Origin of the sequence: Brevundimonas sp. (genome assembly GCF_046299535.1) — a bacterium.
In the GTDB taxonomy this organism is placed as follows: domain Bacteria; phylum Pseudomonadota; class Alphaproteobacteria; order Caulobacterales; family Caulobacteraceae; genus Brevundimonas.
This window is the reverse complement of record NZ_JBKBIB010000006.1, coordinates 48,367-62,272: the sequence shown is the minus strand read 5'-3', so window position 1 is coordinate 62,272 and position 13,906 is coordinate 48,367. Positions and strand designations below refer to the sequence as shown.

Here is a 13,906-nt window from a genome sequence, read left to right as displayed (position 1 = left end):
GGCCGATAACGGACCGCATGGGTGTCACCCTCTTAGCACACCCTTGTGGAAAAAGCCATTTTGTTGATCAGAGCGTGAATTCGCGTTCAGGACGCATCCGCCTTCGCGACTGACGGCCTCCTGTGGCCATGAAGACCTTCGCCGCCCTTTTCATGCTGATCGTCGCCAGTTGCGCAGGCGCGGTCCCGGTTATGGCCGGTGTTGAGTACGCTTCGGTTCCGGCGGCTTCCGGCCTCGCGCCTCCAGGCCTATAAGAAAATCGAGAACGGGGGCTTTCATGCGTGGACATCATATTATCGGTCTGGCCCTGGCCCTGGCCCTGTCGGCGTGCGCGTCAGATGCGGACCTGGGCAGGGACGGTCTGCCCCGGCTGGAGCGGCCGTCCGAAGTGCTGTTCTGGAGCCAGACGGAGCGGGAGGCGGGATTCCGCGCCATGGAGCGGATCACCCCCCACCGGGCCGTGGCGGCGGGCGCCGCCGTCCGCGCCCTGCCGCCGGGCGCGCCCCTGGATCTGGACGTGGACGCGTTCATGGAAGCCGAGCGTGTGGCGGGCCTGCTGGTGCTTCAGGACGGACGGATCCGGCTGGAGCGGTATGGGCTGGATTTCGGTCCGGAGGGCCGCTGGACGTCGTTCTCGGTGGCCAAGTCCCTGACCTCGACCCTTGTGGGCGCCGCCATCGCCCAGGGTCATATCGAGAGCCTCGAGACTCCCATCACCCGCTATCTGCCGGAACTGGCGGGCGGGGCTTACGACGGGGTCACGGTGCGTCAGTTGCTGACCATGACTTCGGGCGCCGACTGGAACGAGGACTATACCGACGCGGATTCCGATGTGGCCCGGTTCTTCGAGCCGCGCGAGACCGGCGGGATGGATCCGACCCTGCACTACATGCGCGGGCTGGCGCGGGCCGCCGACCCGGGGACGCGCTGGCATTACAGCACAGGCGAAACCAATCTCGTCGGCCTTTTGATCAGCCGGGCCACAGGGCTGCCCCTGGCGGACTATCTGTCGCAAACCATCTGGCGGCCCTACGGCATGGAGCGGGACGCGGCCTGGATGGTGGATGAGGCCGGGCAGGAGCCGGGCGGCTGCTGTCTGGTGGCCTCCCTGCGGGACTGGGGCCGCGTCGGCCAGCTTGTGCTGGAGAACGGCGTTGTGAACGGGCGCTCCATCGTTCCCGCCGGATGGTTCGCCGAGGCGACGAGAAAACAGGCCGAAATCGACGATCCGGGCCGGGGTTACGGCTTTCAGTGGTGGACAAGGGATGATGGACGTTTCGAGGCCTACGGCATCTTCGGCCAGACCATCCACATCGACCCGGAGCGACGGATGGTGGTGGTGATCCTGTCCGCCTGGCCCACCGCCACCGGGCGCGAGCGGTCCCGGGCGCGCGAAGCGATCCTGGCCCGGATTGCGGCGGCCGCGGATCAGTGACGGGCTTGCGGATACGCGCCATCGGAGCTAGCGCCGGGCCATGAACCCACTGGTCCTGATCCCCGCCCGCATGGCCGCCACGCGCCTGCCCGACAAGCCGCTCGCCGATATCGGCGGCAAGCCCATGATCGTGCGGGCCTGGGAGGCCGCCGCCGCTTCGGGTCTGCCGGTGGCGGTGGCCGCCGGCGATGTGGCGATCGTCCACGCGGTCGAGGCCGCAGGCGGCCGAGCCGTGCTGACCGACCCGGACCTGCCGTCGGGCTCTGACCGCATCCGTGCGGCGCTGCACGCGATCGACCCGGACGGGGCCCACGACGTGGTCATCAACCTGCAGGGCGACATGCCCTTCGCCGATCCAGCCCTCAGCCGCCTTTGCGCCGATCTGATGGCGCGCGAGCCGTCTTGCGACATCGCCACCCTGGTCGCGCCCGAGGCGGGACCTGAGGACCGGAGCAACCCGGACGTGGTCAAGGCGGTGCTGGCGCTGGATGACGGCGGGCGCAGCGGCCGGGCGCTCTATTTCACCCGCTCGACCCTGTACGGCGACGGGCCCGTGTGGCGTCACATCGGCGTTTACGGCTATCGACGCGGCGCGCTGGACGCGTTCTGCGCCGCCCCGCCCTCGCCGCTGGAGCGCCGGGAGAAGCTGGAGCAGCTGCGGGCGCTGGAGATGGGGCTGAGCATCTGGGCCGCCGTGATCGACGAAGCGCCCCTGTCGGTGGACAATCCGGCGGACCTGGAGATGGCGCGAACGCTGGCCTGAACCGTCCCCGATGGGCTATGGCCGGTCCAACGAAAAGACGCATCAGGAAGCTCTTATGGATGACAAGGCTGTGCTGACCCGCGCCCGCGAGGTCATGGCGCTGAATATAGAGGCGCTCGGCGCCCTGAACGACAGCCTGGGCGACACACTGGTCGAGGCGTGCCGGGTGATCCTGGGCCGGCCCGGCTATCTGGTGGTCACGGGCATGGGCAAGTCGGGCCATATCGGCGGCAAGATCGCGGCCACCCTCGCGTCCACCGGCACCAACGCCTTCTTCGTGCACCCCGCCGAGATGAGCCATGGCGATCTGGGCATGCTGCGGGACGACTGCACCCTGCTGGCGATCTCCTCATCGGGCGAAAGCCGCGAGTTGCGTGATCCGCTGCTGTTCTGCCAGCGCCATCATATTCCGGTCATCGGGGTCACCCAGCGCGAGGGCAGCTTCCTGCACCGCATGTCCACCGTTCCGCTGCTGATGCCCAAGGTGGCTGAGGCGTGCCCCAACAACCTGGCGCCCACCACATCGACCCTGATGACCCTGGCGCTGGGCGACGCCCTGGCCATGGTGCTCATGGACCAGCGCGGTTTCACCGCCGAGGACTTCGGCCTCAGGCACCCCGGCGGGTCGCTCGGCATGCGGCTGCAGCGGGTCAGCGAGTGGATGGGCGACAAGCGCGAACCGCCAGCGACCCTGCCCGAGGGCGCCGGGTTTGCTGAGGTGGTCTCCGCCATCACCAGGGGCCGGCAGGGATGTGTCGCCATCGTGGACGCAGAGGGACGCCTGACCGGCATGCTCACCGACGGCGACGTGCGCCGCGCCTTCCTGCGCGACATCACCGGTCTGAAGGCCGCCGATATCATGAGCCGCGACCCCATAACCGTGACGCCCGACGCGCGAATGAGTGAGGTCATCGACCTTCTGGCCGCGAACAAGATTTCCAACATGTTCGTGGTGACGGACGGCCGTCCGGTCGCGGTGGCCCATATCGCGGAGCTGATCCAGGCGGGGTACGTCAGCTGAACCAGCCCTTCGACTTCGACGCGGTGGTGGTGGGGGCCGGCGCCGTGGGGCTTGCCTGCGGGCGGGCGCTGGCGAAGCGGGACCTGTCGGTGCTGGTGCTGGAGCGCGAGGCCGATATCGGCCAGGGAATCTCGTCGCGCAATTCCGAGGTGGTCCATGGCGGGCTCTACTATCCCTCCGGCTCGCTGAAGGCGCGGTTCTGTGTTCAGGGCCGCCGGGCCCTGTGGGCCTATCTGGACAGCCGCAAGATCGACCACCGCAAATGCGGCAAGCTGGTGGTGGCCACGGCGCCGGACGAGGTGGAACGACTGGACGCCATTCTGGACCAGGCCCGCGCCAACGAGGTGGAGGGCATGGCGCGTCTCAGCGCCGAACAGGTCCGGGGGCTGGAGCCGGAACTGGCCTGTCACGGCGCCCTGCTGTCGCCAGAGAGCGGCGTGTTTGACAGCCACGGTTACATGCTGGCCCTGAAGGGAGAGATCGAGGACGCAAGCGGATCGGTGGTGGCCGCCACGCCGTTCGAGGCCGCCGAGCCCCTGCCGTACGGCGGCTTTCGGGTGCGCGCGGGCGGGGAGGCGGGGGCCGAACTGACCACGCGCCTGCTGGTGCTGTCGGCGGGGCTGGGGGCCCAGGATGCGGCGGCGCGGGTGCAGGGTTATCCTGCGAGCGCCATCCCCGCCCGGCATCTGGGCAAGGGGGTCTACTTCCGCCTGGCGGGCAAGGCGCCGTTCGACCGGCTGGTCTATCCGCCGCCTATCCCCGGCGCTCTCGGTACGCACTACCGCAAGGATCTGGGCGGTCAGGCGGTGTTCGGGCCCGATCTGGCCTTTGTCGAGACCGAGGACTACGCCGTCGATCCCGCCCGCGCCGAGGCGTTCGAGGCGACCATCCGGCGCTTCTGGCCCGGCCTGCCCGAAAATGCCCTGTCCCCCGACTACGCCGGAATCCGGCCCAAGCTGCACGGGCCGGGCGAGCCCCAGGGTGATTTCCGGCTGGACGGCGCCGAGGCGCACGGTCTGGACGGCCTCATGGCTCTGTTCGGAATCGAGAGCCCGGGCCTGACCAGCTCCCTCGCCATCGGCGAGGCCGTGGCGGAGGTGCTGGAGAGCTGAGGCTCACCTTGTCAGCCGCGATCCGAACACCATCCGCATCTGGCCGTAATCCATGGTCACCGTGCGGAACATGCCCAGCACATCGGCCCCCATCAGCAGGGCGGGGGTCTCGGTAAGGCGCCATATGCGGAAAGCGTGCAGGTCTGCGAACAGAACCGGCAGATCACGGACCTGGGACCTGCCCAGCCGGAGCGCGCGCAGATAAGCCAGTCGTCCGGTCGTGGTCTGGCCTGTTACGCCGATGATGGGCGTCTCCCAGATGTGGTCCCGAAGGGTCGGTCGTCGTACGGCCAGGGAGTTGAACAGCGCCATGTTGCCAATGGAGTGCTGGGCGCCGCTGTCGATGAAGGCCGCGACGTCGACGCCATCCGCCGCCACGTCCGTCACGGTCAACTGACCGTATTCGCGATGACCGCGCAGCTCGTTGGCCCGGTTTATCCGGCTCACGTCCACGTCCATGCGCTGGACATAGGCGGTGCGGGGCGAACGCAGTAGTGAGACCCGCTCTGCAGCCATGTCGAAAACCAGACGGTAGTCGCCCAGAACATCCACGCCCAGCAGGCCGTCGATTCCCAGTCGAGCGCGGGGAAAGACCGGCGCGATCAGGTTCGGGATCCGGCTGGAGGCGAAGTCCAGCCGGGGCACGATCACGGTGCGGGCCCGCTCGGCGTCCACGACGCCATGAACAACCACCTCTGGTCCGGGCTCGAGGGCCAGGCTGTCGGCCAGCTCAAGCGCCAGGGTGGTGCGGGTGGCGCCTGTGTCGATCACGAAGTGGAACGGTCCCTCACCGGCGATGTGCACCGGGACGGCCATGCGGGTGACCAGATTGGACAGGGTCTGAAGCGCGGTCGGATCGATTGGCGGCGGCCCCGGCGGACCATCGCTGTTTTCGGACTGGGCCCGTGCGAAAGCGGGCGTGGCCGCCAAGGCCGCCGCAGCCAGACACCTCAATGCGGACCGTTTCGTAAGGCGCATGCGCCACTCCCGCCCCTTTCAAGGGAACGCAGAAGTTAGGCTCGCGGATGGGCCCGTGCATAGGCCCCCAGAAGGTGATCGGCGTTCACTGCGGCGTATTTCTGGGTGGTGGACAGGGAGGCGTGGCCCAGCAGTTCCTGAATCGAGCGCAGATCGGCCCCGGCGCCCAGCAGGTGGGTGGCGAAGCTGTGGCGCAGGGCGTGGGGCGTGGCCGATACGGGCAGGCCCAGCCTTCCGCGCAGGCGCTGAACCGTGGCCTGCACATGCCGGGGGCTCAGGGGCCCGCCCCGCCGGGCGCGGAACAGGGGCTCGTCCGGCGGTAGGGGAAAGGGAACAGCGGCCACATAGGCGTTCACCGCCTCGCGCACGGCGGGCAGCACCGGCACCAGCCGGGTTTTGCCGCCCTTGCCGGTGATGCGCAGGGTTTCGGGCAAAGGGGCGTCGGCGCGGGTCAGGCTCAGCCCCTCCGAGATGCGCAGGCCGCAGCCGTACAGCAGGGTCAGCACCGCCCGGTCCCGGGCCGCCTCCCAGGGGTGCAGGTCGGCATCCATATCCGGCTCTGCCATCAGGCCCCGCGCCTGATCCTCGCTGACCGGGCGGGGCAGGGACGGCCTGGTGCGCGGCCCCTTCACCAGGGCGATCTGGGGGGCCGGGACGCCGCAGCGCCGGTCAAGGAAATCATGCAGGCTGCGGATGCCGGCCAGGGTCTGGTTCAGGGACCGTGCGCCGAGCGGTCTGTCGCCGGAGCGCCGCTCCGCCAGATGGGCGCGTACCTCCGCCGCCGTCACCGTCCCCAGATCGGCGACGCCCAGCGCTTCGCCCCGGTGCCGGCCCAGAAAGCCGATGTAATGACGGCCGATGTGGCCATAGGCCTCCAGCGTGCGGGGCGACAGCCGCCGCTCGTGGGCCAGATGCTCCAGCCACGCGCTCAGGGCCTGATCGGCGGTCAGTTGAGGATGGGCCATCGCTCGGCCATGCGCTCCACCACCCGGGTCAGGAAGGACACCAGTTCGCAGCCCATGGCGGGGGTGAAGCCCTCGGGCTCCGGTGATCCGAAAGCGCACAGGGCAGGCCGGGACGGCGACCACGGGGCCATGCGGATCAGGGCGACGCTGCGCACCTCTTCCTCGGCCCCGCCGAACAGGTCGAGGCCCTCGAAATTCGGGCCGAGCCAGGCCAGGCCGTCGGCGCCCACCAGACCCTCCACGGCGCCGGCTTCCAGCGCGCGCCATCCGAACGGGACGCCGCCGGGTTTCTCCAGCGCGATCGCCGCGCCCGCCAGGCCGAAGCGGGCCTGGGCCGCGGCGTCCAGCCGCCTGGCCAGGTCGGAATGGTTGCGCGACTCCATCAGGTCCAGCACCGACACATGGGTCTGGGTCTGGGCGGCGAAATTGGCGCGGGCCACCGCCTCGATCTGACGCCGCGCGCCGGATTCCTTCTCGATCAGGGTTTCCAGCCGCGTCAGGGCGGCGCGGCCGAATTCCACCACGTTCGGACCCGTGCTCTTCAGGCCCAACTCTTCCAGCAGGGCCCGGTCATGGGTCAGAAGGTCGGCGTTGGCCTGCACCCACGCGCGCACCTCGGGCCAGTGCAGGCCCGGTGCGGCGTCCGTCTCGATGGATTCCTGTGCGCCGCTCACGACGATCTCCGGCTCGAATGAAGCCGAAGCGGGGATTACAGGATGGATTGTCCCGTCTTGCCCCAGTCGGCCAGGAATTGATCAAGACCCTTGTCGGTTAAGGGATGCTTGACCAGGGCCTTCAAAACGTCCGGCGGCAGGGTCGCGGCGTCGGCGCCGGCCACGGCCGCGGCCGAGACGTGGGCCGGATTGCGCAGGGAGGCGGCGAGGATTTCGGTCTCGAAACCGTGCACGTCGTAGAGGACGCGGATTTCCTCCAGCAGGCCGATGCCGTCCGCGCCGTGATCCTCAAGCCGGCCCACGAAGGGCGAGATGAAGGTGGCGCCGGCCTTGGCCGCCAGCATGGCCTGGGCCGCCGAGAAGCACAGGGTGACGTTTGTCCTGATCCCCTTGTCAGTGAAGGCGCGGCACGCGCGCAGCCCGTCCCAGGTCAGGGGCAGCTTGACCACCACATTGTCGGCGATGGCGGCCAGCTTGTCGCCTTCCTTGACCATGGTCTCGAAGTCCACGGCCACGGCCTCGGCGGAAATGGGCCCCTCGACGAGGGCGCAAATCTCGGCGATGACCTCGGCGATGTTGCGACCGGATTTGGCGATCAGGGTGGGGTTCGTGGTGACGCCGTCCACCATGCCGGTGGGGACCATGTCCTTGATGACGGCGACGTCGGCTGTGTCGAGAAAGAGTTTCATGGCTCGCCCTTTAGCGGATCATCGCGGCTTGTGCGAGCGTAAGGCATGATCCTCGCCGCCGTCCTGATTCCCCTGCCGGTGCCCGAAGGCTTCGATTACGAGGTCCCGGAGGGGCTGACGCTGGCGCCCGGCGACCATGTGGCGGTGCCGCTGGGGCCCCGGCTGGTGCGCGGCATCGTGTCAGAGGTGCGCGAGACGACCGGATCCAATCGCCGGCTGAAGGCGGTGGATCATCGGATCGACGACCCGGCCCTGCCGCCCGGAACTCTCGCCTTCGTGGAATGGGCCGCGCGCTGGACCCTGAGCCCGCCGGGCGAGATGGCGGCCATGGCGGTCAAGGGCCTTCGCAGCCCGCCGCCCCGGCCCGAACGCCGGGTGCGACGGGTCGGCGACCGCGTCCCCGCCCGCGCCACCCCCGCCCGCGAAGCGGTGCTTGAGGCATTAGGCGAGCGGGCCATGACCGGCGCCGACCTGGCCCGGGCGGCGGGCGTCTCGGCGGGGGTGGTCAAGGGCCTGACGGACGAGGGCGTGCTGGAGGTCATCGAGATCGCGGCCGAGGCCGGGTTCGATCGGCCCGATCCGGGCCATGCGCCCGCCACCCTGAACGCGGATCAGGGGGCGGCGGCCGATGTGCTGACCGACGCGGTGGCGACCCGCGCCTTCGCGCCGTTCCTGCTGGACGGGGTCACCGGCTCGGGCAAGACCGAGGCCTATCTGGAGGCTATGGCCCGGCTGCTGAGGGCCGAGCCGGACGCCCAGATCCTGATCCTGCTGCCCGAAATCGCCCTGACCCAGGCCGTGATCGCGCGCATCGCCGACCGCTTCGGCGCCCTGCCGGCCGAATGGCATTCCGGCGTGCCCGGCCCGCGCCGTCGTCAGGTGTGGGAGGCGGTCGCCGCCGGGCGCTGCAACATCGTGGTGGGCGCGCGCTCGGCCCTGTTCCTGCCCTTCGTCAATCTGCGCCTGATCGTGGTGGACGAGGAGCACGACGGCTCGTTCAAACAGGAGGAGGGCCTGATCTATCACGCCCGCGACCTGGCCGTGGCGCGCGCCCGGATCGAAAGCGCGGCGGTGGTGCTGGCCTCGGCCACCCCGTCGCTGGAGACCCTGACCAATGCGCGGCAGGGCCGCTACGGCTGGCTCCGGCTGTCGGCGCGGCACGGGGCGGCGGTGATGCCCTCCATCGCCCTGATCGACCTGCGGCAGGCCCCGCCCGATCCCCAGACCTGGCTGTCCCGGCCCCTGCGCGAGGCCATGATCGAGACCCTGGGCCGGGGCGAGCAGGTGCTGCTGTTCCTGAACCGGCGCGGCTATGCGCCGGTGGTGCTGTGCCGCGCCTGCGGGCACCGGCTGACGGCGCCGGATACGGATTCCTGGCTGGTGGAGCATCGCTACACCGGGCGGCTGGTGTGCCACCTGACCGGCTTCTCCATGGCCAAACCCAAGACCTGCCCGGCCTGCGGGGCGGCGGACACCCTCGTTCCGGTCGGGCCCGGGGTGGAGCGGGTGGAGGAGGAGGTGCGCGGCCTGTTCCCCGACGCGCGTACGGCGGTGTTCAGCTCCGACACCGTGCCCGACGGCAAGAGCGCGCGGGCCATGATCGAGACCATGGCCGAGGGCGGCATCGACATTCTGGTGGCCACCCAGGCGGCGGCTAAGGGGCACAACTTCCCCCGCCTGACGCTGGTGGGCGTGGTGGACGCCGATCTGGGCCTGCGGGGCGGCGACCTGCGCGCGGCCGAGCGCACCTTCCAGCTTTTGACCCAGGCCACGGGCCGGGCGGGGCGGGCGGACCGGCCGGGCCGGGCCCTGCTGCAGACCTGGACCCCGGAGCATCCGGTGCTTCAGGCCCTGGCGGCGGGAGACCGGGAGGCCTTCATGCAGACCGAGATCGCCGAGCGCGAGGCCGCGTCCCTGCCGCCCCACGGCCGTCTGGCGGCGCTGATCCTGTCCGGCGAAAAGGCCGAGGCGGTGGAGAAAGCCGCCGCCGATCTGGCCGCCGCCATTCCCAATGCCGAGCGGCTGGAGGTCTACGGCCCCGCCGACGCCCCGCTGGCGCTGGTGCGCGGGCGGCGCAGGAAACGGCTGCTGGTCCGGGCCGACCGGGACGTGGATATTCAGGCCTTCCTGCGCGCCTGGCTGGCCCGGGTGAAGATCCCTTCCTCGGTGCGCCTGTCGGTGGACGTGGACCCCTACAGCTTTCTCTAGGCTGCTGCCCCGGCCGCCTCAGGGCTCGATCACCTCGATGTGGAACAGGGTCGGCCAGTATTTGCCGGTGACGAACAGGCGCCGGTTCTGCGCGTCCCAGGCGATGCCGTTCAGCACATCGGCGCCGGGGCGGTCGCCCTCGGGAAGCAGTCCGTTCAGATCCACCCAGGCGGCCACCCGGCCGGTCTCCGGATCGATGCGGGCGATGCGGTCGCTGCCCCAGATGTTGGCCCAGACCTCTCCCTCGATCCACTCCAGCTCGTTCAGGTTCGCCACGGCCTCGCCGCCATCGGTCACCCGCACCCGCCCGATTTCAGCGAAGGTGTCGGGGTCCAGAAAGCGCAGCTCGGCCGTGCCGTCGCTCATGATCAGGCGGCGGTCGTCGCGGGTCAGGCCCCAGCCCTCGCCGGGATAGGTGAAGGCCGTCACCAGGGTGAAGCTTTCAATGTCCCAGACGAAGCCGATACCGTGACGCCAGGTCAGGCCGATCAGGCGATCCCCCCGGTCCACCAGACCTTCGCCGAAATACTGTCGGGGGATGGCCTCACGCCTGATGACTTCGCCGTCCTCCAGACGGACCTGGCGTACCCCCGAGGCGCCGTGCTGGCCGGTGCTCTCATACAGATAGCCGTCGCGCCACAGCAGGCCCTGGGTGAAGGCTGTGGGGTCGTGGGGATAACTCTGGACCACCCTGTAGCCGAGCACCGGCGCGGTCTGGGCCCAGACCGGCGTGGCGACACCGACCAGAAACAACAGGAACAGCGAAGACAGAACCCTGGTCATACGCCGCTCCCTGCCGTCAGATTCCCGGATCGCCGCCATGGGACGCCGCCGCGGCCCTCTTGCGCGCCTGCGATCGCCTCTGCCACATGTTCAGAGCCTCCACGCCCGCGGAAAAGGCCATGGCCGCGTAGATGTAGCCCTTGGGCACGTGGGCCCCGAAGCCCTCGGCGATCAGCACCATGCCGATCATCAGCAGGAAGCCCAGCGCGAGCATGACCACGGTGGGATTCTTGTGAATGAACTCGCCCAGCGGATCGGCCGCCAGCAGCATCACCGCGATGGCCACCAGCACCGCGATCACCATGATCGGCAGATGCTCGGTCATGCCCACGGCGGTGAGTATGGAGTCGATGGAGAACACCAGATCCAGCAGGATGATCTGGACGATGGCGCCCCCGACGTTGCTGATGACCACGTTGGCCTTGTCCTTGTCCAGCAGGTCGTCGGCGGAATGCGGATCGACAGAGTGATGGATTTCCTTGGTGGCCTTCCAGACCAGGAACAGGCCGCCCGCGATCAGGATGATGTCCTTCCACGAGAATTCGTTGCCGAACACGCCGAAGATCGGCGCGGTCAGGGTCACGATCCAGGCGATGGCGGACAGCAGCACCAGACGCATGACCAGAGCAAGCGAGATGCCGATGCGCCGCACCCGCGAGCGGTGCTCGGCGGGCAGCTTGTTGGACAGGATCGAGATGAAGATCAGATTGTCGATCCCCAGCACCACTTCCATCACGATAAGGGTGATGAGAGCGGCCCAGGCGGCCGGGTCGGCCATCAGGGAGAGAAGGTAGGCGGGGAGGCTTTCCATGGGGGAATCCGGTCAGGCGCGGGGCGCGCCTCGTGAGCGCGAAATAGCAAGTCGCGCCAAAGCCCGCTAGAGGAGGGGCGGAAGGAGCGATGCGTGATGCGGCGCCCCGCCTCGGTTGCGGGGCGCACCGGCCCATGCTAACAGGCGCCCGGCTTGCGCAAGGCGGGTTCGGAAGAGCTTCACCCTCGCGTGCTTTCACCAAGCAAATCAAGCCTTTGGTCGGGACGTCCTTGCGTTCCGGCCTCGACCCAAACGCTTTTACCCGGCGGACCATATAAGTGGCTGAAGATTTCAGATCGACGGAAGTCGGCGAACGCTACGCTCAGGCGTTGTTCGATCTCGCCAATGAAAACAAACGGCTGGACGCCGTGCGCGCCGATCTGCGCAGCCTTCGGGCCGCCTGGATCGACAGCGCGGACCTGCGCCGTCTCGCCATTTCGCCGGTGATCCCGGCCGAGGACAAGCAGAAGGGTCTGGAGGCGATCGCCGACAAGGCGAAGTTCGATCCGACCACGAAGAAATTCCTGGGGCTGATGGCCGCCAGCGGTCGCGCCTCGGACCTGACGGGCGCCATCGCCGCCTTCGAGGCGCTGTACGCCCGCCACGCCGGCATCGTGGCGGCCGAGGTGATCTCGGCCCGGGCGCTGGACGCCCGGCAGGTTTCCGCGATCAAGGCGGCGCTGAAGAGCGCGCTTGGCCGCGACCCCGAACTGACCGCCCGCGTCGATCCGTCGATTCTGGGCGGGATCAAGGTCAAGGTGGGCTCGAAGCTGTTCGACGCCTCGCTGAAGACCAGACTCGACCAGATGAAGTTCGCCCTCCGCCGGGCCTGACCCTTACCGATCAACAAGACAACGGGCGGCAACGCCCGCCCAGGACGAAAACCGAAAGAGCCAGTCATGGACATCCGCGCCGCCGAAATCTCGGCCATCCTCAAGTCGCAGATCGCCAATTTCGGCGTCGAGGCCGATGTCTCCGACGTCGGCAGCGTGCTGTCTGTCGGCGACGGCATCGCCCGCATCCACGGTCTGGACAATGTCCAGGCCGGTGAAATGGTCGAGTTCACCAAGGCCGGCGTGAAGGGCATGGCCCTGAACCTGGAACGCGACAACGTGGGCGCGGTGATCTTCGGCGCCGACGCCGCCATCGCAGAGGGCGACGATGTTCGTCGCCTGGGCGAGATCGTGGACGTGCCGGTCGGCAAGGGTCTGCTGGGCCGCGTTGTCAACCCGCTGGGCGAGCCGATCGACGGCAAGGGCCCGATCCAGTTCACCGAGCGCCGCCGCGTGGACGTCAAGGCGCCGGGCATTATTCCCCGCAAGTCGGTGCATGAGCCCATGCAGACCGGCCTGAAGGCCATCGACACCCTGATCCCGGTCGGCCGCGGCCAGCGCGAGCTGATCATCGGCGACCGTCAGGTCGGCAAGACCGCCGTCGCCGTCGACACCATTCTGAACCAGAAGAACGTCAACAAGACCGACGACGAGAGCGCCAAGCTCTACTGCATCTACGTGGCCATCGGCCAGAAGCGCTCCACCGTCGCCCAGATCGTCAAGACCCTCGAGGAGTCAGGCGCGCTGGAATACACCATCGTGGTGGCCGCCACGGCGTCCGAGCCCGCTCCGCTGCAGTTCCTGGCCCCGTTCGCCGGCACCGCCATGGGCGAGTATTTCCGCGACAACGGCATGCACGCCCTGATTGTCTATGACGATCTGTCCAAGCAGGCCGTGGCCTACCGCCAGATGTCCCTGCTGCTGCGCCGCCCGCCGGGCCGCGAAGCTTATCCGGGCGACGTCTTCTATCTGCACAGCCGCCTGCTGGAGCGTTCGGCCAAGCTGAACGGCGACTATGGCTCCGGCTCGCTGACCGCCCTGCCGATCATCGAGACCCAGGCCAACGACGTGTCGGCCTACATCCCCACCAATGTGATCTCCATCACCGACGGCCAGATCTTTCTGGAATCGGACCTGTTCTACCAGGGCATCCGCCCGGCCGTGAACGTGGGCATCTCGGTGTCGCGGGTGGGCTCCTCGGCCCAGACCAAGGCCATGAAGAAGGTGGCCGGCACCATCAAGGGCGAGCTGGCCCAGTACCGGGAAATGGCCGCCTTCGCCAAGTTCGGTTCGGACCTGGACGCCTCGACCCAGAAGCTGCTGGCCCGGGGCGCCCGCCTGACCGAGCTGCTGAAGCAGCCCCAGTACTCGCCGCTGGCGATGGAGGAGCAGGTGGTCTCGGTCTACGCCGGCACGCGCGGCTACATCGACGGCATCGCCGTGGCCGACGTGGGCCGCTTCGAGCGCGAGCTGCTGGCCCGGGTCCATGCGAACCACGCCTCGCTGCTGGACGGCATCCGGACCAAGAAGGATCTGACGTCCGATCTGGAAACCGAACTGAAGAGCGTCCTGGACGCTTTCGTGAAGACCTTCGCCTGACCGGCCGAACCCTTTAGGAGCTAGAGGAACGCCGC

Annotated in this window: 13 protein-coding genes; 7 read left to right on the top strand and 6 right to left on the bottom strand. The window is 68.8% G+C overall.

Going from position 1 to position 13,906, the window contains the following annotated elements; all coding sequences use genetic code 11:
- Positions 1–277 precede the first annotated feature (277 nt).
- The 4 genes from ACK4FB_RS06155 to ACK4FB_RS06140 are packed head-to-tail and all read left to right on the top strand — an operon-like array spanning position 278 to position 4,331.
- A complete protein-coding gene (locus ACK4FB_RS06155) occupies positions 278–1,435 on the top strand; it encodes a serine hydrolase domain-containing protein (RefSeq protein WP_409749220.1) in 1,158 nt (385 codons plus the stop codon).
- Between the two features lie 40 nt (positions 1,436–1,475).
- On the top strand, positions 1,476–2,198 hold the full coding sequence (locus ACK4FB_RS06150) for a 3-deoxy-manno-octulosonate cytidylyltransferase (protein ID WP_409749217.1): 723 nt from the start codon (positions 1,476–1,478) through the stop codon (positions 2,196–2,198).
- A 55-nt stretch (positions 2,199–2,253) separates the two neighbouring features.
- Positions 2,254–3,219 carry an SIS domain-containing protein gene (locus ACK4FB_RS06145; protein WP_409749214.1) on the top strand — a complete coding sequence of 322 codons (966 nt, stop codon included), beginning with the start codon at positions 2,254–2,256 and terminating at the stop codon, positions 3,217–3,219.
- Positions 3,216–4,331, top strand: a complete 1,116-nt coding sequence (locus ACK4FB_RS06140; protein WP_409749531.1) for an NAD(P)/FAD-dependent oxidoreductase — start codon at positions 3,216–3,218, stop codon at positions 4,329–4,331. Before ACK4FB_RS06145 ends, ACK4FB_RS06140 begins: the two co-directional genes overlap by 4 nt.
- A gap of 3 nt (positions 4,332–4,334) precedes the next feature.
- Here the strand turns inward: ACK4FB_RS06140 and ACK4FB_RS06135 are convergent, their stop codons facing one another.
- From ACK4FB_RS06135 to fsa, 4 genes are read right to left on the bottom strand one after another with little or no spacing between them, the layout of a single operon-like run.
- Complete coding sequence (locus ACK4FB_RS06135) at positions 4,335–5,309, bottom strand: aspartyl protease family protein (RefSeq protein WP_409749211.1); 975 nt, start codon at positions 5,307–5,309, stop codon at positions 4,335–4,337.
- 35 nt (positions 5,310–5,344) lie between these two features.
- Positions 5,345–6,274: a tyrosine recombinase XerC gene (locus tag ACK4FB_RS06130; RefSeq protein ID WP_409749208.1), complete on the bottom strand. Its 930-nt coding sequence runs from the start codon at positions 6,272–6,274 to the stop codon at positions 5,345–5,347.
- Entirely contained in the window at positions 6,256–6,948 is a 693-nt protein-coding gene (locus tag ACK4FB_RS06125; protein WP_409749205.1) for a DUF484 family protein, read from the bottom strand. Before ACK4FB_RS06125 ends, ACK4FB_RS06130 begins: the two co-directional genes overlap by 19 nt.
- Positions 6,949–6,983: 35 nt before the next feature.
- Positions 6,984–7,637 (bottom strand): fructose-6-phosphate aldolase, encoded by a 654-nt coding sequence (gene fsa, locus ACK4FB_RS06120; RefSeq protein WP_409749202.1) that lies wholly within the window; start codon positions 7,635–7,637, stop codon positions 6,984–6,986.
- Between the two features lie 45 nt (positions 7,638–7,682).
- Here fsa and ACK4FB_RS06115 point away from each other — a divergent pair, with 45 nt between their 5' ends.
- On the top strand, positions 7,683–9,845 hold the full coding sequence (locus tag ACK4FB_RS06115) for a primosomal protein N' (RefSeq protein WP_409749199.1): 2,163 nt from the start codon (positions 7,683–7,685) through the stop codon (positions 9,843–9,845).
- A gap of 18 nt (positions 9,846–9,863) precedes the next feature.
- Here ACK4FB_RS06115 and ACK4FB_RS06110 read toward each other — a convergent pair whose 3' ends face one another.
- Together ACK4FB_RS06110 and ACK4FB_RS06105 are read right to left on the bottom strand one after the other, a co-directional pair.
- A complete protein-coding gene (locus ACK4FB_RS06110) occupies positions 9,864–10,628 on the bottom strand; it encodes a glutaminyl-peptide cyclotransferase (RefSeq protein ID WP_409749196.1) in 765 nt (254 codons plus the stop codon).
- Positions 10,629–10,644: 16 nt separating this feature from the next.
- Positions 10,645–11,439, bottom strand: a complete 795-nt coding sequence (locus ACK4FB_RS06105) for a TerC family protein (RefSeq protein ID WP_409749193.1) — start codon at positions 11,437–11,439, stop codon at positions 10,645–10,647.
- 278 nt (positions 11,440–11,717) lie between these two features.
- On the opposite strand from ACK4FB_RS06105, the gene ACK4FB_RS06100 reads away from it, so the two are divergent.
- Both ACK4FB_RS06100 and atpA read left to right on the top strand, forming a co-directional pair.
- Complete coding sequence (locus ACK4FB_RS06100; protein WP_409749190.1) at positions 11,718–12,272, top strand: F0F1 ATP synthase subunit delta; 555 nt, start codon at positions 11,718–11,720, stop codon at positions 12,270–12,272.
- Positions 12,273–12,338: 66 nt separating this feature from the next.
- Positions 12,339–13,871, top strand: a complete 1,533-nt coding sequence (gene atpA / locus ACK4FB_RS06095; protein WP_409749187.1) for a F0F1 ATP synthase subunit alpha — start codon at positions 12,339–12,341, stop codon at positions 13,869–13,871.
- Positions 13,872–13,906: the final 35 nt, after the last annotated feature.